This is a genomic window from Micromonospora sp. NPDC050397 (assembly GCF_044901685.1).
Classification (GTDB): Bacteria; Actinomycetota; Actinomycetes; order Mycobacteriales; family Micromonosporaceae; genus Micromonospora_G.
This window is the reverse complement of sequence record NZ_JBJDPS010000001.1, coordinates 619,328-642,346: the sequence shown is the minus strand read 5'-3', so window position 1 is coordinate 642,346 and position 23,019 is coordinate 619,328. Positions and strand designations below refer to the sequence as shown.

At 70.4% G+C, this 23,019-nt stretch carries 21 protein-coding genes; 5 read left to right on the top strand and 16 right to left on the bottom strand.

Annotated elements, in window-relative coordinates; genetic code table 11:
* Nucleotides 1-26: 26 nt before the first annotated feature.
* Genes ACI2K4_RS02490 through ACI2K4_RS02470 form a run of 5 tightly spaced genes read right to left on the bottom strand, consistent with a single transcriptional unit; the run spans nucleotide 27 to nucleotide 5,281 of the window.
* Nucleotides 27-893, bottom strand: coding sequence for a sugar phosphate isomerase/epimerase family protein (locus ACI2K4_RS02490; RefSeq protein WP_404508131.1), 867 nt, complete (start codon nucleotides 891-893; stop codon nucleotides 27-29).
* Nucleotides 890-2,104, bottom strand: a complete 1,215-nt coding sequence (locus ACI2K4_RS02485) for a Gfo/Idh/MocA family protein (protein ID WP_404508130.1) — start codon at nucleotides 2,102-2,104, stop codon at nucleotides 890-892. Before ACI2K4_RS02485 ends, ACI2K4_RS02490 begins: the two co-directional genes overlap by 4 nt.
* 44 nt (nucleotides 2,105-2,148) lie before the next feature.
* Nucleotides 2,149-3,069: a carbohydrate ABC transporter permease gene (locus ACI2K4_RS02480; RefSeq protein ID WP_404508129.1), complete on the bottom strand. Its 921-nt coding sequence runs from the start codon at nucleotides 3,067-3,069 to the stop codon at nucleotides 2,149-2,151.
* On the bottom strand, nucleotides 3,066-3,959 hold the full coding sequence (locus ACI2K4_RS02475) for a carbohydrate ABC transporter permease (RefSeq protein WP_404508127.1): 894 nt from the start codon (nucleotides 3,957-3,959) through the stop codon (nucleotides 3,066-3,068). Before ACI2K4_RS02475 ends, ACI2K4_RS02480 begins: the two co-directional genes overlap by 4 nt.
* Nucleotides 3,956-5,281, bottom strand: coding sequence for an ABC transporter substrate-binding protein (locus ACI2K4_RS02470; protein ID WP_404508126.1), 1,326 nt, complete (start codon nucleotides 5,279-5,281; stop codon nucleotides 3,956-3,958). Before ACI2K4_RS02470 ends, ACI2K4_RS02475 begins: the two co-directional genes overlap by 4 nt.
* Nucleotides 5,282-5,400: 119 nt before the next feature.
* Between ACI2K4_RS02470 and ACI2K4_RS02465 the strand changes: the two genes are divergently transcribed.
* Complete coding sequence (locus tag ACI2K4_RS02465) at nucleotides 5,401-6,453, top strand: LacI family DNA-binding transcriptional regulator (protein ID WP_404508124.1); 1,053 nt, start codon at nucleotides 5,401-5,403, stop codon at nucleotides 6,451-6,453.
* 18 nt (nucleotides 6,454-6,471) lie between these two features.
* Here ACI2K4_RS02465 and ACI2K4_RS02460 read toward each other — a convergent pair whose 3' ends face one another.
* From ACI2K4_RS02460 to ACI2K4_RS02450, 3 genes are all read right to left on the bottom strand, one after another.
* Complete coding sequence (locus ACI2K4_RS02460; protein ID WP_404508122.1) at nucleotides 6,472-6,825, bottom strand: nuclear transport factor 2 family protein; 354 nt, start codon at nucleotides 6,823-6,825, stop codon at nucleotides 6,472-6,474.
* Between the two features lie 277 nt (nucleotides 6,826-7,102).
* Complete coding sequence (locus ACI2K4_RS02455; protein WP_404509158.1) at nucleotides 7,103-7,210, bottom strand: hypothetical protein; 108 nt, start codon at nucleotides 7,208-7,210, stop codon at nucleotides 7,103-7,105.
* A gap of 120 nt (nucleotides 7,211-7,330) precedes the next feature.
* Entirely contained in the window at nucleotides 7,331-8,395 is a 1,065-nt protein-coding gene (locus tag ACI2K4_RS02450; protein WP_404508120.1) for a helix-turn-helix domain-containing protein, read from the bottom strand.
* A 361-nt stretch (nucleotides 8,396-8,756) separates the two neighbouring features.
* Between ACI2K4_RS02450 and ACI2K4_RS02445 the strand changes: the two genes are divergently transcribed.
* Genes ACI2K4_RS02445 through ACI2K4_RS02435 form a run of 3 tightly spaced genes read left to right on the top strand, consistent with a single transcriptional unit; the run spans nucleotide 8,757 to nucleotide 10,531 of the window.
* Entirely contained in the window at nucleotides 8,757-9,977 is a 1,221-nt protein-coding gene (locus tag ACI2K4_RS02445) for a helix-turn-helix domain-containing protein (RefSeq protein ID WP_404508118.1), read from the top strand.
* The gene (locus ACI2K4_RS02440) at nucleotides 9,974-10,228 is read left to right on the top strand and encodes a hypothetical protein (protein WP_404508116.1); all 255 of its coding nucleotides are present in this window, start codon (nucleotides 9,974-9,976) and stop codon (nucleotides 10,226-10,228) included. The genes ACI2K4_RS02445 and ACI2K4_RS02440 overlap by 4 nt, the downstream gene beginning before the upstream one ends.
* A 15-nt stretch (nucleotides 10,229-10,243) precedes the next feature.
* Nucleotides 10,244-10,531, top strand: coding sequence for a hypothetical protein (locus ACI2K4_RS02435; protein ID WP_404508115.1), 288 nt, complete (start codon nucleotides 10,244-10,246; stop codon nucleotides 10,529-10,531).
* Nucleotides 10,532-10,558: 27 nt separating this feature from the next.
* Here ACI2K4_RS02435 and ACI2K4_RS02430 read toward each other — a convergent pair whose 3' ends face one another.
* Nucleotides 10,559-11,518: a MerR family transcriptional regulator gene (locus ACI2K4_RS02430; protein WP_404508113.1), complete on the bottom strand. Its 960-nt coding sequence runs from the start codon at nucleotides 11,516-11,518 to the stop codon at nucleotides 10,559-10,561.
* Nucleotides 11,519-11,597: 79 nt separating this feature from the next.
* The gene (locus ACI2K4_RS02425; RefSeq protein WP_404508112.1) at nucleotides 11,598-12,803 is read right to left on the bottom strand and encodes a hypothetical protein; all 1,206 of its coding nucleotides are present in this window, start codon (nucleotides 12,801-12,803) and stop codon (nucleotides 11,598-11,600) included.
* A 157-nt stretch (nucleotides 12,804-12,960) separates the two neighbouring features.
* Here ACI2K4_RS02425 and ACI2K4_RS02420 point away from each other — a divergent pair, with 157 nt between their 5' ends.
* Entirely contained in the window at nucleotides 12,961-14,268 is a 1,308-nt protein-coding gene (locus ACI2K4_RS02420; protein WP_404508111.1) for an asparaginase, read from the top strand.
* Here ACI2K4_RS02420 and ACI2K4_RS02415 read toward each other — a convergent pair.
* The 6 genes from ACI2K4_RS02415 to ACI2K4_RS02390 form a co-directional block, all read right to left on the bottom strand.
* Nucleotides 14,261-15,055: an ABC transporter ATP-binding protein gene (locus ACI2K4_RS02415; RefSeq protein WP_404508110.1), complete on the bottom strand. Its 795-nt coding sequence runs from the start codon at nucleotides 15,053-15,055 to the stop codon at nucleotides 14,261-14,263. The two genes, ACI2K4_RS02420 and ACI2K4_RS02415, sit on opposite strands and share 8 nt — an antisense overlap.
* Complete coding sequence (locus tag ACI2K4_RS02410; protein ID WP_404508108.1) at nucleotides 15,052-16,161, bottom strand: FecCD family ABC transporter permease; 1,110 nt, start codon at nucleotides 16,159-16,161, stop codon at nucleotides 15,052-15,054. The genes ACI2K4_RS02415 and ACI2K4_RS02410 overlap by 4 nt, the downstream gene beginning before the upstream one ends.
* Entirely contained in the window at nucleotides 16,158-16,922 is a 765-nt protein-coding gene (locus ACI2K4_RS02405) for a class I SAM-dependent methyltransferase (RefSeq protein WP_404508107.1), read from the bottom strand. Before ACI2K4_RS02405 ends, ACI2K4_RS02410 begins: the two co-directional genes overlap by 4 nt.
* Nucleotides 16,923-16,964: 42 nt before the next feature.
* The gene (locus ACI2K4_RS02400; protein WP_404508105.1) at nucleotides 16,965-17,978 is read right to left on the bottom strand and encodes an ABC transporter substrate-binding protein; all 1,014 of its coding nucleotides are present in this window, start codon (nucleotides 17,976-17,978) and stop codon (nucleotides 16,965-16,967) included.
* Between the two features lie 306 nt (nucleotides 17,979-18,284).
* Complete coding sequence (locus ACI2K4_RS02395; RefSeq protein ID WP_404508104.1) at nucleotides 18,285-19,589, bottom strand: sugar transferase; 1,305 nt, start codon at nucleotides 19,587-19,589, stop codon at nucleotides 18,285-18,287.
* 829 nt (nucleotides 19,590-20,418) lie between these two features.
* Nucleotides 20,419-22,944 carry a DNA topoisomerase (ATP-hydrolyzing) subunit A gene (locus ACI2K4_RS02390; RefSeq protein ID WP_404508103.1) on the bottom strand — a complete coding sequence of 842 codons (2,526 nt, stop codon included), beginning with the start codon at nucleotides 22,942-22,944 and terminating at the stop codon, nucleotides 20,419-20,421.
* Nucleotides 22,945-23,019: the final 75 nt, after the last annotated feature.

The window sequence follows — 23,019 nt, the reverse complement described above, 5'->3', positions numbered from 1 at the left end:
CCCGGGGGAAGCGCGCCGACGGTACGCTACCCGGGCGGCCCGGCCGAGCGACGCCGGTCGACCAGGCCGCGCAGGTACGCCAGGTTGTCCCGGGTACGTTCGGCGAGCGGCTGCACGGTGGAGAAGTCCTCGACCGTGACCCAGCCGTCGTAACCGACCCCGGCCAGCGCGTCGAAGTACGCGCCCAGGTCCGCCTGCCCGTCCGGCAGCGGCGACCACTGCTCGGCCCAGGCGGTCGAACCGTCCGGGCGCCGGCCCACCGGCCGCCACGCCACGTTCTTCACGTGCACGTGGGCCAGGTACGGGCCGAGCATCTCGAACGCCGCGAGGTAGTCCTCGTACCCCTCGATGACCAGGTTGCCGATGTCGTGGATCACCCCGACCCGGTCCGGGTCCAGCCCGTCGACCAGCCGGATCGCGGCCGACGCCGACGCCACGATGGTGCGGTGGTGCAGTTCGACCAGCACGCTCACCCCGTACGTGGCGGCCCGCTCGGCGGCCCACTCCAGGTCACGACGGGTGGCGTCGAACAGCTCCGGGTACCGGCCGCCACCGAGCGGCGGCATCGTCACCCTGACCCGGCCGGCGCCGAGCACGGCGGTGGCGTTGAGCAGCCGCTCCACGTTGCGCCGGTCCCGGCTGGGGACGTATCCGCCGAGACCGGAGAAGGCCAGCCCGGCGGCCCGGGTGATCCGGGCGATCTCGGTCAACCGCTCCTCCAGCCCACGCAGCGGCCAGGTCGCCCGGTTGCCGGCCCAGAACCCCGGCTCGGCCGCCGGCTCCTGGTCGGTGACCCGCCATTCGATGCCGTCCCAGCCCTGCGCCGCCAGCGCGTTCGCCGCCTGGGCCGGGCTCCACTCGGGGGTGGACGCGGTGAACACCGAGAACCTCATGCCGGCCACTCCCGTTCCCCGGTCGCCGCCGCGACCGGACCCACCGCGCCGGGCACGTCGTCGTAACGGCCGCCCAGAACCTCGTCGAAGGAGACCGGTCGGGCCAGGGCGGCGGACCGGTAGACCGCCTCGACCAGGGCGAGCGCGAGCAGGCCGTCCTCGACCCGGACGCCCGGTGGCCGCTTCCGCTCGATCGCGTCGACCACGTCGTCGTACTGGCGCAGGTGGCCGAGGACAAAGCCCTCCGCCGCCCTGGGGTGCCCACGCAGGTCGGCCGCCGGCACCCGCGCGGCGGCCTGGTTCGGCGTACGGGTGGCGGCGACCGAACGGACCGCCCCGCCCGGCTCGGCGTCGTCCGCGACGTGGAAGTACTCGAGCTGGTCGTCGTGGATGACCGCGCTGCCCCGGGAGCCGTGCACCTGGAGCCGGACCCCGAGACCCGGGTACGCGGCCGTCGTCGCGTGCAGCACCGCCAGCGCGCCGGACCGGAACCGGACGGTCGCCACCGCCACGTCCTCGACCTCGATGCCGTGATGGGCCAGTCGCGCGGTCTGGGCGGAGACCTCCACCGGTCGACCGAGCAGCCAGAGCAGCAGGTCGACGGTGTGCACGCCCTGGTTCATCAGCGCGCCGCCGCCGTCGTACGCCCAGGTGCCGCGCCAACCGGCCGAGTCGTAGTAGTCCTGCTCGCGCCACCACGGGACGGACGCCACCGCCGAGGTGATCGGCCCGAGTTGGCCGTTGGCGACGGCCTGCGCCACGGCCACGCTGGCCGGGTCGAAGCGGTGCTGACTGACCACGGAGACGACCAGTCCCCGCGCCCGCGCACCGGCGGCGAGTTCGGCGAGTTTGCGGGCCCGGCGGAGGCTGACCTCCAACGGTTTCTCGATGACGACGTGGGCACCGGCGGCCAGGGCCTGTTCGGCGAGCGGGGCGTGCAGCCCGCTCGGCGTACAGATGGCCACCAGGCCGACCGGGTGGTCGGCTAGTGCGGATTCCAGCGTCGGGTAGCGGTGCGGCGCCGGGGTGCCGGTGGCCGAGGCGATCCGGTCGGCCAGGTCGGCGGTGGCCGCCTCGACCGGGTCGACCAGCGCGGCGACCCGCAGTCGGGGATGGCGGTGCACGGCCTCGGCGTGGTTGGCGCCGATGATGCCGGCACCGACGATGGCGACCTCGATCGGGGCGGGGGCGTCGGTGCTGCCGGAGTTCATACGGTCCGTTCTCCGATCGTCGAACGCGGGGATCGGGGCGCCGGTCATTTGACCCCGCCCGTGGTGAGGCCACTGACCAGGTAACGCTGGAAGAAGAGATAGAGCGTGACCACCGGTACGGCGCAGACCAGCGCCGCCGCCATGAGCTGGCCGTACACCGGGATGGCGCCGCCCTCCTGGGTGGCGCCGAAGATCTGCAACGACACCGCCGCGGTACGGGTCTCCGGGTTGGTCAGTACGGAGGCGAAGAGCACGTCGTTCCAGCCGAGCAGGAAGGCGAAGATGGCCGACACGGTGAGACCGGGCCAGCTCAGCGGCACGATGATCCGGGTCAGCACGTGCCAGGACGACGCGCCGTCGACCCGGGCGGCCTCGTCCAGCTCGCGGGGCAGGCCACGCAGGTAGGTGACCATGACCCAGGTGGAGAAGGGCAGGCCGAAGGTCAGATAGGTGAGGAACAGGGCCCACCTGGTGCCGATGACCGGCACCCCGAGCAGCGTCGAGGCACTGGCGAAGAGCACGAAGACCGGCAGCAGCATCAGGGTGCCGGGGATGGTCTGCAACGCCAGCAGCCCGCGCAGGATCGCGACCCGGCCCCGGAAGGCGACCCGGACCAGGACGTACGCGGTGACCACCGAGACCAGCGCGCAGACCACCGCGACGACGCCGGCCACCAGCACGCTGTTGAGCAGTCCGGGGCCGAGGTCGGTGGTGGACCAGATCCGGCTGTAGTTGCCGAGGTCGGGGTCGCGCGGCAGGAACTCCCCGGCGGCCACCGCGAGATCGGAGTTGATCGAGGCGAGGAACATGTAGAGCAGCGGCGCGCCGACCACCAGCAGCAGGATCGCGAGGACCAGTGCCCGCAGCGGGGTGGGCAGCAGCCGGTTGATCTCCGCTGCCCGGCCGGACCGGGCCGTGGTGGTGATGCGCGAACGGCGGGTCGGGGCTTCGGTCAGGCGGGTCATGGCGTACGGCCCTCGTCTCCGGTGTCGAGTCGGACCGCCCGCAGGTAGACCGCGATCGGGATGGCGACCAGCACCAGCGAGAAGACCGCCATCGCGGCGCTCAGCCCGAACCGGAAGTTCTGGAAACTCTCCACGTACGTCAGCACCGGCAGCACCTCCACGTCGCGCGGGCTCGGCACCCCGAACAGCACGAACGGGAGGGTGAAGTTGTTGACGTGGTGCAGGAACGAGATGACCAGTGCCAGCGAGACCGGGCCACGCAGGTAGGGCGCGACCACGTGGCGCAGCTTGGCCCACCAGCCGGCACCGTCGAGCGCGGCGGCCTCGTGCACCATCGGGTCGACGGTGTGCAGCCCCGAGACCGCCAGCAGGTACACCAGCGGCCAGGCGGTCCAGACCTGCACGATGACCAGTGCCCAGAAGCTGCGCGGCCCGTTGAGCCAGAGTCCGGGCGCTACCCCGAGCTGCCCGAGCACCGAATCCGCCACCCCGTCGGGTTGCAGGATGATCCGCCAGACGGTGCCGACCACAAAGGCCGGCAGCACGTACGGCACCAGGAAGATCGAGCGTACGAACGCCCGTCCCCGGAACCGGTCGTGGGTGGCGAGCGCGGCGGCGACCCCCAGCGGCAGCGTGAACACGGTGGCGAGCAGCGCGTACCCGAGGCTGACGGCGACGGCGTGCGGCAGGTGCGAGGCGCGTACCGCCTCGACGTAGTTCTCCAGCGCCACGAAGGGCGCCCCGACCCACTGCCGGATCGAGTACTGGTCCAGGTCGAGCAGGGAGATGTAGAGCGCGGTGAGCAGCGGGACGACGATCACCACGAGGGTCAGCAGCCCGCCGGGGATCAGCATCCAGAGCGGACGCTGGCGCTGCCGCGTACCGCTCACTTGGCCTTGTCCAGCGCGGCCTGGCCGGTGGTCTGCGCCTCGGCGAGCAACGACCGCAGCTTCGCCTCGTCGATCCGACCGGCGGCCAGCGCCGGGACGGACTGGACCACCACGTTGACCAGGGCGAGCTGGATCTGACTCCAGGCCCCGGTGAACGGTGTGCCGACCGACTTCGAGGAGGAGTCGACCACGGCGGCGAGGGCCGGGTCGCTGGCCAGGGCGGCGGCGGCCTCGGCGTTGGTCGGCAGCTCGCCGAAGGTCCGGTAGTAGGCGCCCTGCGTCTCCGGGTCGGTGAGCAGTTTGACCAGCCTGAGCGCGGCATCCTTGTTCTTGCTGTACTTCGCCACCACCAGGTTGTCGCCGGAGAGGATGCTCGTCGCCGGGCGACCGTCGGCGGGCGGGGCGGAGGCGCCGGGCGGGACGGTCGGCATGATCGCGTAGCCGTACTTGCCGGCGACCGGCGACTTGTCCAGGGTCACCTTGGAGGTGGCCGAGACCATCGGCAGGAAGGCCGCCTTGCCGGCCGCGAACGCCGCGATGGCCTGGGCGTTCTTCCAACCGACGGCGGCCGGGTCGACCACCTTGTCGGTCGCCAGCCAGCCCAGGTAGGTGCGGTAGGCCGCGAGCGTGGTCGGGTCGTCCAGCCGCAGCGTCGCGCCGCTGACCAGCGGGTTGCCCGCCTGCACGGCCATCGCCCAGATGAACTTCCACGGGTCGAAGGAGTCGGCGTAGGCGACGGCGAGCCCGTACCGGCCGCCGGTGGTGAGCCGCCGGGCCTGCTCACGCAGGCCGTCCCAACTCTCGGCCGGACGGTCGATCCCGGCCGAGGCCAGCAACTCCTTGTTGTACGCCATGACAAACGGCCGGCTGGCGAACGGTACGCCGACCTCCTTGCCCGCCTCCGGTCCGGAGATGCCGAGCGTGGCGGGGAGGAACTTCTCCCGTCCACCGATCTTCGCCCAGTCGTCGGCGGTGAGTTCGACAAAGGCGCCGGTGGCGTACGCGGTCGGGGTGAAGGTGGTGCCGAGGGAGTAGACGTCCGGCCCCTGACCGGAGAGGACCGAGGTCTGGATCTTGGTCAGCTCGTCGTTCGGGGTCGCGAACGTCTCGAACCGTACGGTCACCCCGGTCTCGGCGGCGAACCGGGCGGAGACGTCGGAGAACCACTGCCGCTGCTGCTCGGGATAGATCGAGTTGGCCTGGACCAGCACCTGGAGGCTGGTCCCGGCGCCACCCGAACCGGCGTCGTCGCCGCAGGCGGTCAGGCTCAGACCCACCAGGACCAGACCGGCCAGACCGGCCAGGGTTCGTCGCGTCGTCATCTAGCTCAACTCCTTCGCGGGAGGGAGCATCACCCTCGGATTTCACGGGACCGTAACAATCGACGACGATCGACGGCAATCGTTTGCCAACGTTTGCCAAAGCGTGGTTGCGTGTCGAGATGACCAGCACCGACGGCGCCGGTCGCACCCGCCCGGTCACCATCACCGACATCGCCCGGGTCACCGGCGTGGTGCCGTCGACGGTCTCCCGTGCGTTGAACAAACCCGGTCGGGTGAGCGCCGCCACCAGGGCACGCATCCAGGCCGCCGCGCGGGAGCTGAACTACGTACCGAACTCCCAGGCGCGGGCGCTGATCTCCGGTCGGACCGGGACCATCGCGGTCCTGGTCTCCGACGTGACAAACCCGTTCTACTTCGGCCTGATCCGGGGTGCCCAGCAGCGACTCAAGGCGGCCGGCTATGCGCAGCTCCTGATCGACACCGAGGACTCCGGCGCGCACGAGGCCGAGATGCTGCACAAGATGCGCCGTTCCCTCGACGGCGCCATCCTGACCGCCTCCCGACTGCCGGAACGGGAGCTGGCCACCCTCGCCGGACAGATCCCGCTGGTCACGGTCAACCGCAACGTACGCGGGGTGCAGAGCGTCGTGATCGACACCCCGACCGGCATCGGGCTGGCCGTGGAGCACCTGGTCGGCCTCGGCCACCGCGACATCGTGTACGTCGCCGGGCCGGACAACTCCTGGTCCAACCACGCCCGGTGGCGGGCGATGTGCACAGCCGGGCTGCGGCGCGGCCGGCGCTTCCGGCGGGTCGGACCGTTCCCCCGTGGACGCGGCTCCGGCGCGGCGGTGGCCGACGCGGTGCTCACCTCCGGCGCCACCGCCTGCGTCTGCTTCAACGACCTGTTCGCCATCGGCATGCTCCCCCGGCTACGCCAACGCGGCGTGCGGGTGCCGGAGGACCTGAGCGTGGTCGGCTGCGACGACATCTTCGGCGCCGACTTCAGCCACCCGCCGCTGACCACCCTCGCCGCCCCGATCCAACAGGCCGGCGAGGTCGCGGTGTCGATGCTGCTCGCCCGCCTCGAACACCCGACGACGGAGCAGACCCGACCGGCGGTCATCCTGCCCGCGACCCTGACCGTACGCGAGTCAACCGGCCCAGCACCGACCAGCGCAGCACCTCAACCGGAGTACGGTGCCGATTGAACCTTTTCAAGAGGCCCACTAGACCGGGACGAAGGTGGCGGCCAACACCCGCCAGTTGCCGTCCTCACGCACCCAAAGTCGGGTGTAGCGCAACCGCGCGGACACAGCGGCACCGCCCTGAACGGCATCCACCGCAGCGACCATGCGAGTCACCCCAGTCTGACCGTCTTCCTGGACGTCGAGCGACTCCTCCACCAGGCTGGTGATTCGCAGTGCACCGGAACGGTAGCTATCCAGGTCGTCTTCCTTCGTAAAGACCGTGCCGTCCGGTCCGGCACCCACGACCTGCGGGTGCAGCAGCGCGTCGAGGGACTCGACGTCGGCGGCGCGCTGGGCGGCTTGGAGTTGCCGTTCCGCGGTGAGGAGATCCATCCACCGATCCTCCGCAGCACGTCGCGACAACACAAGCGGGGTTCGCTCGCGGCAGAACGGCGACGTCAGTCTCTCCCGACCAGCACCACCAGGATGGAAAGGGCTCACTGATCAAGCGGCACCACGTACGCGTTCACGAAGAAGTGCTCGACGTTCGCCCAGTGGAGGTGCCCGGTCTTTGCGATGTCACCCTCGCGTCCGAGTACGACGTGCAGGTGCACGGTCCCATCCCTGACCTCACCCGTGCCCGACAACTCAAGCGGCTCGACGTACTCCGTCAGGATGTCTTTCTATGGTCATCGGCCGCCATGGTGGAGATACAGCAGCCTTCGACCGCCCCGATCAGGGAAACGACCGCCGCGTTGGTGATCCCCCGCTTCCGCATCTCCTCGGTGAGAGTCGCCATGACCTCCTGACCAGGCTGTACGGCAACAAGGATCATGACGCCCTCTCGACTGGCTCTCATCGCGGGATTTACACAGGAAAGTAGACAGAAAGGCTAACGTCAGCGGGCCGCCCGCTCGACCTCTCTTAGTACAAGACCGAGTGTCTGTGATCGCCGGTCGGCCGGCAATCCCGTCCAGGCCCGCCGGGCGTAGGCCACCCCTCCGGCGCTGTCTCCGGACTTTGCCATCATGAGGCCCCGGTGGAGTTCGATGTGGGTCGCGAACCGGGTCAACGATGCCGGGCGCAGCCGGTCGGCCTCTTCCTGCGCTTCGCCGCCCGGCCCAACGATCCCGAGCCGCGCGTAGAGCATCGATCGGAACGTTGCCATCCGCCACGCAGGGACGGCGAAGTCCGAGACCAGTTCGTCGGACGCGACCCGGTCGAAGACCCGGCGGGCGTCCTCGTCCGACGCGACCGCGCCGGTCAGGTCCCCGCGCCCAGCGGCCACGTGAGCCCTCGCCATCAGCGCGTTGAGGCGTCCAAGCGAGGGCCGGTCGGACAGGGCGATGGCCTCGTCCGAGTACCGCTTCGCGACATTCAAGGCCGCACCCTCGTACGCGAGAGCGATGGCGGCCCGACCCCGGACCCATACGCGCACATCGAGTTCCCCAGACCGGTCGGCCGCCGTCGCTGCAAGGTCGTACCAACTGATCGCCTCGCCCGGGTCCTTAGTGGTCTTGCCGTAGACCGCGAGTGCCCGTGCCGCACTCGCCCACATGGGCGGCGTGTCGAGATGCTGTTGCATGATCACCAAGTCACCGGCGAGCCGGCCTTGGAGCGCGTCCGCCCCGATTTCCATGTAGTCCCGGCCGTACTGGGCAACCCGCTCGCGCCAGTCCTCTTCAGCACCCCGCCCGTGCAGGGCTGCGCTGAAGCCGGTCCGGATGAGTTCCGAGGCCGCCACGGGACCGACGACGCCAGCGGCGAGCAGTTGCCTACGATTCACGTCCGCACCTCCCAACGCTCGCGCATAGGCGAGCACGACGTCGTCCGTCGCGGTCCGGCGCCCGGTCTCGACGTTACTGAGGTGGGTTGCCGAGTAGCACGACCTGGCCGCGACATAGGCCAGCGTCACGCCGGCCTCGGTCCGAGCCTGCCGTAGCTGGGCGCCTAGATCACTCACCGGGTGCCCCTTCTTGAAAGGTCCTGAAAGCATCGTCCGCCTTCCGAGAGTAGTCCCGTCATCACGAAACTGAACGCAGCGCCGCCGTCTTGTACCGCCTCGCCCGAGAGCCCGGCAGGGACTGGCAGTGCTTTCCAATGATGAGAGGCAGCCCGCATGTCCGTGCCCAGCGACGACCAGTCCATCAGCCCTGCTGCTATGTCCCCGCACGAGAGAATGCCCGACTTCCCTCCGGCTCCTGGCACTCGTCGTCGGCAGCCGAACCGGGGCCGGTTCGATGCCGGGAGTAAGCCTCTGCCGTTGGAGTTCTTCGCGGTCGGGGTGTCCGGACGCGTACGACGTGACTCCGCGGGCTGAGCCGGTGGGTGAGGAACTGCCGATCGGGCGGCGGGTGGCGTACTGGCGGGGACGGCGGAAGTTGTCCCAACAGGTGTTCGCCGACCGGCTCGGGAAGTCGAAAAGCTGGGTGGACAAGGTCGAGCGTGGTGAACGGCGGTTGGACAAGTTCAGCGTCCTGCTCGACATGGCCGGCGTCCTCCAGATCAGCGTCGACACGCTCATCGGACAGGCCGAGAACACCCAGACCGTGGTCACCACCGACCACGTCGACCTCGACCGGCTCCGGCTCGCGCTGACGCGTTTCGCACCGGCCGCGTACCTCGGCAACCCGGCACCACCGCTGCCGCTCACCGACCTGGACAAGGCCGTCACGCACGCGTGGCTGACACTCCAACACGCCCGGTACGACACCCTCGTCCGCGACCTACCAGGACTACTCGGCCAGGTCCAGGCCGCCGACGCCTACCACAGCGGAAGTAACGGTGACCGGGCCGCGAGCCTGCTCGGGCAGGTGTACCAGGTCACCTCCTCCGTACTACGCAAGCTGGGTGCGTACGACCTGGCCAGGCTGACCGCCGAACGAGCGATCTCGATCGCGGTCCGGACCGGCGACGCGCTGCGGGCCGGGACCGGCACCACCCGGTTCGCCAACGCGTTGCTTGCCGCTGGTCACGTCCGTCAGGCGTTCGAGGCCAACATCGTCACCGCCCACCGCCTCTCCCCCGACGGCGCCACCTGGGCCGACCCCGACCGGGTGTCGGTGTACGGATCACTGCTGCTCCAGGCCGCGATGGCGGCGGCGCACCTGGGCGACCCCGCGAGCGTGCGGGAACTGCTGCGCGAGGCGAAAGTCGCGGCCGACAGCCCCGGCAAGGACGACAACCGCTTGCGTACGTGCTTCGGCCCGACGAACCTGCAACTGCACGCCGCCGCGGCAGCGGTCGAACTGGGCGACGGCGGGCGGGCAGTGAGAATCCACGAAGGCCTCAACCAGCGCCGATTCGATGCGCTGATGCCCGAACGCAGGGCACAGCACCTGCTCGACATCGCCCGGGGTCACGTCATCGAAGGCAACCTCAGCAACGCCGGGCAATGCCTGGTCGAAGCCGACCAGATCGCCCCGGCCGAAATCCGCACCCGACCGATCGCGAGCGACGTGATGGCCGAAATCCTGCGCCGTACCCCGGGCAGCCCGCCCGCACTGGTGACCGACCTTGCCCACCGGATGGGAGCCCGGGTATGAGCGGAACACCGGACGGCGAGCCGGCGCCGACCACCGACCCGGAACGGGTGCCGCTGGTCAAGGTCACCGTCAACCTCACCCCGGCGGCCAACGAAGCGCTGGTCAGGCTCGCCGCCGCCCAACGGATGAGCAAGACCGACACCCTCAACCGCGCCGTCCTCGTCTCCGCGATGCTGCTCGATCTCGCCCCGGGTCACCGATTTTCGATCACCCCGCACGGCGGCACACCCATCGAGGTCTACCTCGTCTGAACGGAGCCGAACAGCGTGACAGAGCACGACGAGCAGGACGCTGACGCACCGCAGGGCGTGCCGCACCGGCCCGGCGCCGAATGGCACTGCACCGACGACGGCGAGGAATGGCCCTGCCAGATCTTCAAACGTCGGATGTGGACCTGGTACCAGACCGACCGACGCCGCCTGGCCTGGGTCATGGCCGGCTTCCGGGACAAGGCCCTGGCCAGCATGCCCGAACTCACCCGCGAACAGGCCGAGACCAGGTTCCTCGGCTGGGTCGACGACCGACCGGTACGCCGCCGACCGCGTTCGATCTGACGTCACAAGCCGGCCCGCCCGGCGATGTCAACAGGCCAGCCGGGCGCGGGTGGCCGTGACGAACCAGTCGAGCGCGGGTCGCAGCCGCTCCGGCGCCGACCAGCCGTTGACCAGCGACAACAACCTCAGGTACCGCTCCCAGCGGGGGTCGGCCACGGTCTCCAGTCGGACCAGCAGCCGACGTCGCAGATCAGCGTCGTCGGAACGGTCGCAGGTGTGGGCGTACTCGGTCATCACGGCCGCGACCACCGGGGCGGCCCGGGGCGAGGTCGGGTCGATGCCGGCCGTCAGGACCGGGCCGACCAGGTCACGGACCGCCGCCACCGGGTCGCGGCGCGGCACGGCTGACGCCGGCCGGGCAGCGTCGGCCCGGTGCTGCTCGACCATCCGCCGGACCAGGGCACGGAAGTCCGGGTCCTGGGACAACTCGGCCAACTCGACCCATGCCTCGACCTGTTCGACGCCAGGATCGTCGGGCAGTTCGGGGGTGAGCGAGCGGGCGATCCCGGCAAGGTCGGGGGACGCCGCCGGGCCACCGGGCGCGTCCTTCGGGATTGTGAAGACGCTGTCGAGGAAGTCGCCGATCAGACGACGACGTTCGTTCTCGGAGAGCGTGGCGAGCTTGTGCAAGAGATCCATCTCCTCGGGGTCGGACCCGCGCCTGGCCGCCACCACCAGCACCGCGCGTCGCAGGCGCAGCAGCCGAATCTGCGCCTGCAACGCCTCGGCGTGCGCCCGAGCGACCTCGGCGAGCGTGAGCGTGCGGTCCACCACCCGGCGGATCGTCGGGAGGTCGATGTCCAGGGCACGCAGCGTTCTGACCAGGTCCAGGCGTACGGCGGCATCGTGGTCGTAGCGGCGGTAGCCATTCGGGCCGCGCTCTGTCGGCGGCACGATCTCGCGATCGGCATAGAACCGGATCGCCTTGACCGTCAGCCCGGTACGCCGGGCCAGGTCACCGATCGAGTAGAGCCCGTCGCCGTCCATGCCCCCACCCTGACGTCTCCCCCTGGCGGAGACACAAGTCCCACCCAGCCCCGGCAGGTAACGGGGCGCTTGCTCGGGCTCAGCTCAGCTTCGATCCGGTCGTCGTCGGGCGACTCACGCCGAGGAAGAAGATTCCGGGCAGGCCCTGGGTCTCGAAGCCGTCGCTGGGGTTGCGTCGCAGGGTCGAGTTCTCGATCCGCATGCTGCCGGTACGGTCGTTGCTGACGAAGAAGACCGCCCCGCCACCCTCCTTGGCGTGGTTGTTCTCGATGATGCTGCCCGCGATCCGTACGGTGAACTTGTTGCCGTCGCAGTAGATGGCACCACCGCTGCCGCCGCCCGGGGTGCCGCCACGGGCCGGGTTCGCGCCCTGCCCGATTGCCTCGTTGTGGCTGAGCACGCTGTTCAGCACCACCCAGGAGACCCCGATACTGCTCAACGCGCCACCGTTGGAGCAGGAGCCGCCCTGCCCGGCCGCACCGCCGAAGGTGCTGTCCACGACGTACACCGGTTTGCCCTGGTACTGGCTCAGCACCCGGATCGCGGCCCCGCCCAGGTCCGGCCCGGTACGGTCGCACCGGTTGCGGACGAAGCGTGAGTTGACCACCTTGAACTGTCCGCCGCGCACGAAGATCGCACCGCCGCCACCGCCCTCGGCCTTCTCGCCGGTGGAGTTGCCGTCGGCGAAGGTCAGGTTCTGTAGGGTCAACTGCGGGTGGTCCTGGTTGTCGCAGTGCGAGGTGGTCCAGCCCTGGGCCTGGTCACAGGTGTTCATGTAGAGGATGCGGCGCTTGCCGCCGCCGCTGAGCGTGACCTTGCCGCCGCCGTCGAGCACGACCCGTGGACCGTTGGCGTTCCGGACCTTCGCCGTCTCGGTCATGGTGATCGTCACCGGATCCGGTCCACAGTCGAACGTGATCAGCCCGCCGGCCGCGACCGCCGTCACCACGGCCTTGCCGGTGCAGCTCGCCGGGGTGCCGGTGCCGACGACCCGGGTCGGTCGGCCGGTGTCGACCGCGCGTCCCTCGGCCGGGACCGACGCTCCGCCGTTTGGGTTGCCCGCCCGCGCCAGTGTCGCCGCCGGCTTACTCGGCGTAGGTGACGCCTTGGCCGACGGTGCGGCGCCGAGGCCGTCGGTCGTGCCGGGCTCGGCTCCGGCCGAAGAGGCGCCCGGCGAAACCGGCGGGGAGACCGGCGCGTCGGGGTCGGGCGAGCCGCCACAGCCGGCGAGCAGTACCGCGATCACGGCGATGACGAGCGGAAACGTTCCAGGCTTGACGCGCACCCGCCGATGGTAGAAGCCCGGCCGGGGAAACCGCCCGGCGGGCCGGGTCGAGGCGAAGTCGACCCGGGTCAAGGCGAAATCGAGGCTTAACAAGATCGAAAATTCTAACTCCGACGATACGGTTTCCTCTTCAACCGTCCCAGTCGCGGAGGTAGACATGTCCGCCCCGAACGTCCCGTCCGAACCCACGCCCCGACCGCGACCCGTGCGGTGGCGCCCCGGTGCCGTACTGACCCCGCTGCTCGGGGCCACCCTCGGTGCTGCCCTGGTGCTCGCCCTCACGGTCGGTGCCGATGCCACCCGTACCGAGGACGCGGGTGCGCCGTCCGGCACGGTCACCGGGGTCACCGCCCCGGCCGGCATCCGCAGTGTCGCCTACACCGAGGCTCTCAGCACGGCGAAGACCCGCAAGCCGAGGGTGACCGTGATCGGGACCGGTGGCACCATCTCCGGCGTCGCCACCTCCCGCAGCAGCTTCACCGACTACCGCTCCGGCCAGATCGCGATCGCCAGCATGGTCGGCCAGCTTCAGCCCGAGATCGGGCAGGTTGCCGACGTGAGCACCGTACAGTTCGGCAACAAGGGCTCCGGCGGCTACACGATGGCCGAGTTCCACGCGCTCACCCTGGCCGTCGAGGCGGCGATGAAGTCGGCGGACGCGGTGGTGGTCACCAGTGGCACCGACACCATGGAGGAGTTCGCCTACTGGCTCGACCTCACCGTGCAGAGCCGCAAGCCGGTGGTCATCACCGGGGCGATGCGGCCGTGGGCGGCGGTCACCCCGGACGGGCCGCAGGTGATCGGGGCGGACGGGCCGGCGAACCTCTACAACTCGATCGTGCTCGCGGCCAGCCAGACCACCTTCTGCTACGGCACCGTGCTGCTGCTCGGCGACGAGTTCCACGCCGCCCGGGACGTGACCAAGACCAATTCGAGCCGGATGGACACCTTCCAGAGCCGGGAGTTCGGCGTACTCGGCTGGGTCGACGGGCCGAACATCAAGGTCGGGCGGGCTCCGGCCCGGGTGGACGACTGCGACCGGGCCCGGGACTGGCTCACCCCGTTCGACCTGTCCCGGGTCGAGCCGACGGCGTTGCCCCGGGTCGAGGTGGTGACCAGTTACCAGCAGGCCGGTGGGGAGGCGATCACCGCGTTCGCCGCCGCCGGGGTGAAGGGCATCGTGACCGCCGGCACCGGTGCCGGCGGTCTGTCGTCCGCGCAGGGCAGCGCCCGCGGCGCCGCCGCCGCGCAGGGTGTCGTCTTCGTCAGCACCACCCGGACCGGTTCCGGTTCGGTGTACGGCAGCAACACCGGCCCGGTCATCGCCGGTGACGACCTGCTGCCACAGAAGGCCCGGCTGCTGCTCCTGCTCAGCCTCGCGTTCCAGCCGAGAAACGTGGAGAAGGTCCGGGAGTGGGTGACCACGCTCGGCAACCCGGAGTGGGAGACCGCACCGGTCAGGTAACGGACCGGGGACCGGCGGGCGGTGTCCGGGTACGGCGGAAACGTACCCGGGGCCGCCCGTCGGCCTCCACCGTGATGTCGGCGTCGGCCTGGTAGACCTGGCGCACCCGCTCGGGGGTCAGCACCTCGACCGGGGTGCCGGCGGCAACGACCCGCCCCTGGTGCAGCAGCACGATCTTGTCGCAGTACTGCGCCGCCAGGTCCAGGTCGTGCAGGGTCACCACCACCGTTATCGCCGACCCGGCCAGGAACTCCAGCAGTTCGAGCTGGTGCCGTACGTCGAGGTGGTTGGTCGGTTCGTCGAGCAGCAGCAGGTCGGGTTCCTGGAGCAGGGCACGGGCGATGTCGATGCGCTGCCGCTCCCCGCCGGACAGGGCCGACCAGCGACGTGTCTCGAAACCGGCCAGTCCCGCGTCGGCCAGCGCCCGGCGGGCCAGGTCGAGGTCGGTCGCGCGCAGCGCCGCCAGCCGGGGCCGGTGCGGAATCCGGCCGAGCAGGAGTACGTCCAGCGTCGACATGTCCACGTCCGGGCTGACCTGCTGGTGCACCACGGCGATCCGCCGGGCCAGCCGTCGGCGGGGCAGGTCGGCCAGCGGCTCGCCGTCGAGCAGCACCCGGCCGGCGTCGGGTCGCCCCAGGCCGGCGAGGAGCCGGAGCAGGCTGGACTTGCCGGACCCGTTCGGGCCGAGCAGTCCGACGGTGGCGCCGGGGTCGGCGGTGAGCGCCACCTCGGTGAGGATCCGGCTGCCTCGGACGCCCCAGTCGACGTCGTACGCGTCGAGCCTCATCGGGTCCGGCTCCGTCGCCGCATCACGACCGCGAAGACCGGCACACCGATCAGCGCGGTGAGCACACCGACCGGCAGTTCCTGCGGGGTGAACACGGTACGGGCGGCGGTGTCGGCCCAGATCAGAAAGACCGCCCCGGCGACCACGCAGGTGGGCAGCAGCACCCGGTGCCGCGTACCGACCAGGAGACGGGCGGCGTGCGGGATGGTCAGCCCGACGAAGCCGATCGCGCCGCTCGCGGCCACCAGCACCGCCGCGGTCAACGCGGTCGTGGTGAAGAGTACGAGTCGGGTACGACCGGCGGCGAACCCGAGCGACTCGGCGGTGTCGACGCCGAAGGCGAAGGCGTCCAGCGCGGGCGCGTACCACCAGCAGACGGCGAAGCCGGCGGCGGCGACCGCCGAGGCCAGGGTGACCGACGACCAGGAGGCGGCGGTGAGCGAGCCGAGCAGCCAGAAGGTGACACTTCGGGTGTTCTGCACGCTGGCGTCCGAGATCACGATCAGACTGGTGACCGCGCCGAAGAGCTGGGAGACCGCCACCCCGGAGAGCACGATCCGGGTCGACTCGGTCCAGTGCCGGCCGGCGAAGAGCAGCACCGCCCCGAACGCGGCCGCGCTGCCCAGGAAGGCCCCGGTGGAGAGCGACACCGAGCCGACGCCGAGGCCGAGCACGAGCACCGCGACCGCCCCGGTGCTGGCGCCGGAGGAGATGCCGAGCAGGAACGGGTCGGCCAGCGGGTTGCGGGTCAGCGCCTGGAGCACCGCGCCGCAGAGCGCCAGGCCGCTGCCGACCAGGCCGGCGAGGAGCACCCTGGGCATCCGCAGGTCCCAGACGATGCTGTCGGCGAGTCGGGGCAGTGGCCGGGCCGGCAGGCCCAGGTGGGCGGCCACGGCCCGACCGACGTCGGCGACGGAGAGGTCGGCGGTGCCGATGGTGACCGCCGCCGCCACGCTCAGGGCGAGCAGCACCATCCCGCCGACGAGCACCGTACTGCCGAACCGCCGTCCGGCCCCGGCCTTCCCGGCGGTCGCCCGGATCGCGCGGGGTGGGTCGGCGGCGGGGGCCGACCCACCCGTGGCGGGGGTGTGCAGGTGGACGCTCATCGGCGGGCGAACACCACGTAGTCGTCGAGAAGCTGCCAGGCCGTCCCGACCTCGGAAAACCCGGCGGTACGCAGCGCGGCCAGGTGGAACTCCAGCGGGGCGAGCGGCTGCGGTGGCCGGTCGGCGAAGCGCCGTTCCCGCTCCGGCGCCAGTGCGGCGATCTCCGGGTCGGTGAGCGCCTCGTCGTACCACTGCTGGTAGGTGAGCGCGCCGTTGGCGAAGCCCGCCTCGCGTACCCGCGTCTCGTGCCGCTGGGCGAGTGTGTGCAGCGTGGTCGACGGCGCGAATCGCAGGTGGTCGGCGTTGAGCAGGATGCCGCCGGGCGGCAGGAGTTCAGCGGTCGCCCGGTAGACCCGGAGCAGTTGCTCCGGCGACAGCCAGTGCAGCGCGGTGGAGCTGAGGACGGCGTCGACCCGCTGCCCGTCGAGGACCCGGGGCCAGTCCGGGGCCACCAGGTCGACTTCACGTACGTCCGCGCGGTCGCCGTGGTCGGCCAGCACGCCCCGGGCGACGTGCAGCAGGATCGGGTCGTAGTCGACGGCGACGACCCGGGCTCGGGGAAGCGCGGTGAGGACCCGGTCGGCGATCGCGCCGGGGCCGCAGGCCAGGTCGAGCACGGTCAGCTCGTCGGGGAACAGCAGTGACAGGACGTCGAGCATGGCGGCGAACCGCTGCTCGCGGTCCGCGACGTACGCGGCCTGCTGCTCGTCCCAGAGCTGGAGCAGTCGACGGGCGGAATGGTTGCTGATGCTGGTGGACACGGGGTTACTCCGAAGGGGTCGCGATGATTTAGGGGTGGAGATTCAGCGGGTGGCCGGGAGGGTCGCGCGGAGTCCCGCGCTGACCTGCTCCAGTGCGCTGACACTGCGGATGGAGGGGTCCATCGACGAGCCGGAGACCGTGATGAAGCGCCCGTTGACCACCGCGTCGAGCTTGGCGGTGACCGGGTTGGCCCGCAGGAAGTCGATTTTCGACTGGGCACTGTCGCCGTCGCCGCCACGGGTCAGGTCGGCCAGCACGATCACGTCCGGGTTGCGCTGGGCGATCTCCTCCCAGTTGCCGGCCGGCCACTTCTGCTTGGCGTCGGCGAAGGCGTTCTTCACCCCGAGAGTCGCGCTGATGGCGTCGGGCAGGCCACCGTGACCGGCCACGTACGGGGTGCTGGTGCCGGAGTAGTACCAGAGCAGCGACGTGTCGGGCGCGACGGCGCCGGTCTGCTTCGCCGCCTCGAGCCGGCCCTGCTGGGCCGCCACGACCTGGTCGCCCTTGGCCGCCACGCCGAAGATGGTGGCGATGTCCCTGACCTCGGCGAAGATGCCGTCGAACGTGACCTCGTCCCGGGCCACGGCCGGGTCCTCGCAGGCGAACGCCGAAAGGTACGCGGGCACGCCGAGTCCGCCCAGTTCCTTGCGCTCCCCGGCCGCGTCCGGCGCGTACGCCGACGAGTACGTGGAGTAGACGAAGTCCGGGTTGGCGGCGCGGACGGCCTCCCGTGACGGGTAGAGCTTGGCCAGCACCGGGACCTTCTCGTACCCGGCCCGGAGTTCGGGCAGCACCGGGTCGGTCTGGTAGCTGGTGCCGATCATGCGGTCACCGAGCCCGAGGCTGAGCATGATCTCGGTGGCGTTCTGCTCCAGGGCGATCGCGCGACTGGGCGGCGCCGGCACGGTCAGCGGCAGGCCGCAACTGGTCAGCGAGGTCGAACCGCCGCCCGCTGTAGCGGCCTTCTCCACCGGGTCACCGGTCGTGGCGCCACAGCCGGCGACGGTCCCCGCGAGGGCCAGCGCCGCCACAAACGAAATGAAAGTCGTTTTCATGAAGCCGGAGATTACCAGGTCAGCGCGGCCTCGCCCGACCGGCCATCACGGAGAGACAGATGTCGTCACGCTAATGATCAGACCCACCGATACCCCGCCCCCCAACGCAGAACGCCGGGCCACCATCGCGACCCGGCGTTCTGCACACAACCATCGACACACAACCGCTTCAACTGCACCCGCCGAGCGGGCCCAACCCCGACCACAGCCGCCGCCCCAACCCCGACCACAGCCGCCGCCCCAACCCCGACCACAGCCGCCGCCCCAACCCCGACCACGGACCCAACCCCAACCCGAGCGGAGAAACTACCGACCCCCACCCCGGAAAACCTCGGCGACCGTACGCAACACCACCTTGATGTCCAGCCAGAGCGACCAGTTCTCGATGTAGTAGTTGTCGAACCGCGCCCGGTCGGAGATCGGAGTGTCACCTCGCAACCCGCTCACCTGGGCAAGACCGGTCAACCCCACCGGAACCCGGTGGCGCATCGCGTAATCGGGGTGCTCGGCGGAGAACTTCTCAACGAAGAACGGGCGCTCCGGTCGTGGGCCGACGACGGTCATGTCGCCCCGGAGGATGTTCCAGAGCTGCGGCAACTCGTCCAGTGACGTACGGCGCATGAAACGACCGATCGGGCTGACCCGGCGGTCGTCCGCGATCGACCAGTTGGTCTGTGATTCCTGCTCGTTCACCGGCCGCATGGAGCGAAACTTGATTACCTTGAACGGCTTTCCGTATCGACCGATCCGCTCCTGGTAGAAGAAGATCCCGCGACCGCCGTCGAGGAAGGTGACAGTCGCGCAGAGCAGCAGGATCGGACTCAGGACGATGATCGCGAGGGACGCGAAGAGGATATCCGAGGCCCGCTTGATCGCCCACCGTGGGCCGGAGAGCGTGGTGTGCCGGATCTGCACGACCGGAATCGCGCCGATGTGGTCGGGCAGTCCGGCGTACGAGCGGGAGCCCCACAACCGGGGGACGGCCCAAAGGTCACAACTTGCCGCCCCGGGCTGACGCAGGAACTCCATCACACTGGCCTCGGAAGTGCCCGGGTCGGCGATGATGAGCACGTCCGTCTCGATCATGTCGATCAGCTTCTCGAGATCCTTCAGCGTGCCGATCAGAGGTGGCGCACTCGGATCGGTGGGCAGTTCGACATCGACACAACCCACGTAACGCAGACCGTACTGCGGGTAACGACGCAACAACCTGGCCAGTTCGAATGCGATCGGGCCACCACCGATGATGATGGCGTTGTGCTCGGCCCAGCGCCGTTTCCGGGCGACGATGGCGAGTTTGCGGGTGATCGCACGACCGACGATGACCAGCACGGCGGAAAGGGCCACGCCGTGCATGAAATCAACCAGGTACTCCAGCGAGTCGTGACGGGAGGCGGCGACAACCGCGACGATTCCCGCCGCGGCCAGCAGCCGCCCGCAGATGCTGGGCAACTCGTCGAGAATGCTCACGTGCCGACGGGCCCGGTAGAGCCCTCCGGTCGCGAAGACGACGATGGTCAACGCGGCCATGCAAAGGGTTCCGCGCCAGAACCGGTCGGTCAGCAGCAGTGGCGCGAGCAGGGCCGCCAGGTCGGCCGGTCCGGTGAGCATCCAGGCCCGCAACCCTCGGGTACTCTTCGAGGCGCGCGAACTGACATAGGGGAGCACCGCCGTCGAGGCATTTGGATGGTCCGGCGGCGTCTCCTGCTCGTGCGACGCACGCGGCCCGGGAATTCTCTGTTCGTCACCGAAGTCTTCGGCGGAAGCCTGGTAACCAGGCGCTGGGATCGGTTGGCCGGGCACGTCGTCGACGGGCGGCCCCACCGTATCCTGGCCCATTGCCGGCCAGCTCGACATCTTTTTCTTCCTCCCCGTTGGCGCAACACGTAGCGCGCCGGGAGCAGGATACGGCTGGCATACCCGTTTCACCAGAGGGGTATCCGGCAGAGTTTGTCGTCCGGTAGTGGAAGAAGTACGGACGCGGAAGTAGATGCCCGTAATGTGCCACAGCAGTTCCCGTCCGGCCGAGTCCAAGATGGTCGGATCAGGTGATCTGACCAGACGATACGACGATTCGGCCGGCCGCCGGCTCGGGTACGAAGCCATGACGAACCAGGCCGACCGGGATAGCCGAGCACGCCCCGGGAGGGGCGGCTAGCACCAGACGATAATCAGCCTCTTTGCCTTACTTACCCATAAGGCCGACATTGCCGTCGGACGAGGTAACCCCTTCGGTGACCATCCCGGAAGCACGTGCTCGTGTCGCCGGCCGATCGACCGGCGCGGTCGCCCGGGTCCCGCCGACCGACACCGGCACACCGAGGGCTGCCCGGCGATGCCGTCAAGGTCCGAATCCGTCGGTTTTCCACCATGGATCGAGGAGTGCGACCGGCGGTCGCACTCCTCGGGTCGCACTCCTCGGATGGTCATCCCCGCGCGGTCATCCCCGTTCGATCAGGTGACCAATCAGATCCGGACCGAAGACGGCGGCTCCGGATCCGTCGCGGCGCTGGTCGGGCTCTGGCAGTGCGAGCGGCTCCCCCCGCTTGCCCATACCGACCGGGCGCGGCCCGACCCAGGCCACCACGAGGTGGGTCTCGCCCTTCAGGAAGCGCTGGGCCCGGACGCCGCCGGTGGCCCGCCCCTTCGCCGGGTAGAGCGCGAACGGCGTGACCTTGACGCCACTGCCGGTGCTGGTCACCACCATCGGCTCACCCTGCTCCGGGTCGTCGGTGCGGATCGCGCCGAAGAACAGGACCTGCGCGTCGGCGGCGAGGTTCACCCCGGCCATCCCGCCGCCCTTGAGCCCCTGTGGGCGTACGAGCGACGCGGCGAAGCGCAGCAGCGAGGCGTCCGAGGTGACAAACGCCAGCGTCTCCGAGCCGTCGGTGAGCCAGGTCGCGCCAACCACCGCGTCACCCTCGCGCAGGCCGATGACCTCGAACTCGTCCGCGCGTACCGGCCATTCCGGCGCGCAGACCTTCACCACTCCCTGACGGGTGCCCAGTGCCAGACCGGGTGATGCACCGCCCTGCTCGCCGAGTGGGGAGAGGCCGACCACGGTCTCCCCCGGGTTCAGGGACACCAGTTCCGAGACGGACATGCCGCCGCTGACCGACACGGTGCCGGCCTGCTCCGGCAGCACCGGCAGTGGCAGGACGTCGACCTTGAAGGCCCGACCCGCGCTCGTGACCAGGAGCACCTGACCACGGGCGGTGGTACGGACAACCGCCCGTACGGCGTCGTGTTTTGTACGGCCGTTGCGGCGACGCCCCTCGGAGGTCTCCTCGGACTCGGCGGCGGTCCGGGCGACCAGGCCGGTCGCCGACAGGATCACCTGGCACGGGTCGTCGGCGACCTCCAGCGGCCCGGCCGGCGCGGACGCGGCGAGCACCTCCTTGAGGTCCCCGTCGACCAGCGTCGTGCGGCGCTCGGTGGCGAAGTCCTTGACCACCGCGGCCAGCTCGTCCGAGACCACCCGGCGCAGGACGCTCTCGTCGTCCAGGATCGCCGACAGCTCGGCGATCTCGGTGCGCAACTGGTCCCGCTCGGCTTCGAGCTCGATCCGGTCGAACCGGGTCAGCCGCCGCAGCGGCGTGTCGAGGATGTAGGTGGCCTGGATCTCGGAGAGCTGGAAGCGCGCCATCAGCGCGTCCCGGGCGGCCTGGGCGTTGTCGCTGCCCCGGATCAGCCGGACCACCTCGTCGATGTCGAGCAACGCGATCAGCAGTCCGTCGACCAGGTGCAGCCGGTCCTGCCGCTTGCGGCGCCGGTAGGTGGTGCGGCGGGTGACCACCTGGTAGCGGTGGGCGAGGAAGACCTCCAGCAGCGCCTTGAGGCCGAGGGTCTGCGGCTGCCCGTCCACCAGGACCAGGTTGTTCACCCCGAACGACTGCTCCAGCGGGGTGAGCCGGTAGAGGTCGGCGAGCAGCGCCTGTGGGTTCACCCCGACCTTGCACTCGATGACCAGGCGGGTGCCGTTCTCCCGGTCGGTGAGGTCCTTGACGTCGGCGATGCCCTGCAACCGGGCCGGCTGCCGCTGCCCCTTGCGCGGGCCCGAGGTGATCGCCTTGCCCCGGACCTCGTCCGTGATCGCCTCGATCACCTTCTCCGACCCGACCCCGTAGGGCAGTTCGGTGACCGTGATGGCCTGCCGGCCCCGGCTGCCCTCCAGCGGGCCGATCGTCACCCGTCCCCGCATCCGGACCACGCCGCGCCCGGTCTCGTACGCCTTGCGCACCTCGTCCAGGCCGAGCAGCAGCCCTCCGGTCGGCAGGTCCGGTCCGGGCACGAACTCCATCAGCTTGTCCAGCGAGGCGTCCGGGTGCCGGATCAGCCACCGGGCCGCCGCGACCACCTCGCCGAGGTTGTGCGGGATCATGTTCGTGGCCATCCCGACCGCGATCCCGGAGGTGCCGTTGACCAGCAGGTTCGGGAACGCCGCCGGCAGCACGCTCGGCTCGGACAGCGACCCGTCGTAGTTGGGGCGGAAGTCGACCGTACCCTCGCCCAGCTCTCCGACCAGCAGCATCGCCTCGCGGGACATCCGTGCCTCGGTGTAGCGGGCGGCGGCCGGGCCGTCGTCCGGTGAGCCGAAGTTGCCGTGGCCGTCGATCAGGGGCGCGTTGAGGGAGAAGTGCTGTGCCAGCCGGACCATCGCGTCGTAGATCGCGGTGTCGCCGTGCGGGTGGTACTTACCCATCACGTCACCGACGACCCGGGCCGACTTCACGTGGCCACGGTCCGGCCGGTAGCCCTGCTCGCTCATGGAGAAGAGGATCCGGCGGTGCACCGGCTTGAGGCCGTCGCGCGCGTCCGGCAGCGCCCGGGAATGGATCACCGAGAACGCGTACTCCAGGTAGGAGTCCTCGACCTCGGTGGCGAGCGGGTTGTCCATCACCCGCGCGCCCGCCTGGTCGAAGGCGGAGAGGTCGACCCGCTGCGGTTTGCCGGTACGGCGTGCCATGACTGCCTGCTCACTTCCATCCGTCGGCCGGTCCACCGGCCACTGTCACGATTTCGACCCGGGTCAGGAGCCGGC

What these genes read in the sequence shown, in the direction of transcription:
- ACI2K4_RS02410 (WP_404508108.1), bottom strand. Translation starts at nt 16,161, where the DNA reads ATGAGCGTCCACCTGCACACCCCCGCCACGGGTGGGTCGGCCCCCGCC.
- ACI2K4_RS02400 (WP_404508105.1), bottom strand. Translation starts at nt 17,978, where the DNA reads ATGAAAACGACTTTCATTTCGTTTGTGGCGGCGCTGGCCCTCGCGGGG.
- ACI2K4_RS02395 (WP_404508104.1), bottom strand. Translation starts at nt 19,589, where the DNA reads ATGCTCACCGGACCGGCCGACCTGGCGGCCCTGCTCGCGCCACTGCTG.
- ACI2K4_RS02470 (WP_404508126.1), bottom strand. Translation starts at nt 5,281, where the DNA reads ATGACGACGCGACGAACCCTGGCCGGTCTGGCCGGTCTGGTCCTGGTG.
- ACI2K4_RS02455 (WP_404509158.1), bottom strand. Translation starts at nt 7,210, where the DNA reads ATGCGGAAGCGGGGGATCACCAACGCGGCGGTCGTTTCCCTGATCGGG.
- ACI2K4_RS02440 (WP_404508116.1), top strand. Translation starts at nt 9,974, where the DNA reads ATGAGCGGAACACCGGACGGCGAGCCGGCGCCGACCACCGACCCGGAA.
- ACI2K4_RS02430 (WP_404508113.1), bottom strand. Translation starts at nt 11,518, where the DNA reads ATGGACGGCGACGGGCTCTACTCGATCGGTGACCTGGCCCGGCGTACC.
- ACI2K4_RS02390 (WP_404508103.1), bottom strand. Translation starts at nt 22,944, where the DNA reads ATGGCACGCCGTACCGGCAAACCGCAGCGGGTCGACCTCTCCGCCTTC.
- ACI2K4_RS02485 (WP_404508130.1), bottom strand. Translation starts at nt 2,104, where the DNA reads ATGAACTCCGGCAGCACCGACGCCCCCGCCCCGATCGAGGTCGCCATC.
- ACI2K4_RS02415 (WP_404508110.1), bottom strand. Translation starts at nt 15,055, where the DNA reads ATGAGGCTCGACGCGTACGACGTCGACTGGGGCGTCCGAGGCAGCCGG.
- ACI2K4_RS02490 (WP_404508131.1), bottom strand. Translation starts at nt 893, where the DNA reads ATGAGGTTCTCGGTGTTCACCGCGTCCACCCCCGAGTGGAGCCCGGCC.
- ACI2K4_RS02460 (WP_404508122.1), bottom strand. Translation starts at nt 6,825, where the DNA reads ATGGATCTCCTCACCGCGGAACGGCAACTCCAAGCCGCCCAGCGCGCC.
- ACI2K4_RS02465 (WP_404508124.1), top strand. Translation starts at nt 5,401, where the DNA reads ATGACCAGCACCGACGGCGCCGGTCGCACCCGCCCGGTCACCATCACC.
- ACI2K4_RS02420 (WP_404508111.1), top strand. Translation starts at nt 12,961, where the DNA reads ATGTCCGCCCCGAACGTCCCGTCCGAACCCACGCCCCGACCGCGACCC.
- ACI2K4_RS02480 (WP_404508129.1), bottom strand. Translation starts at nt 3,069, where the DNA reads ATGACCCGCCTGACCGAAGCCCCGACCCGCCGTTCGCGCATCACCACC.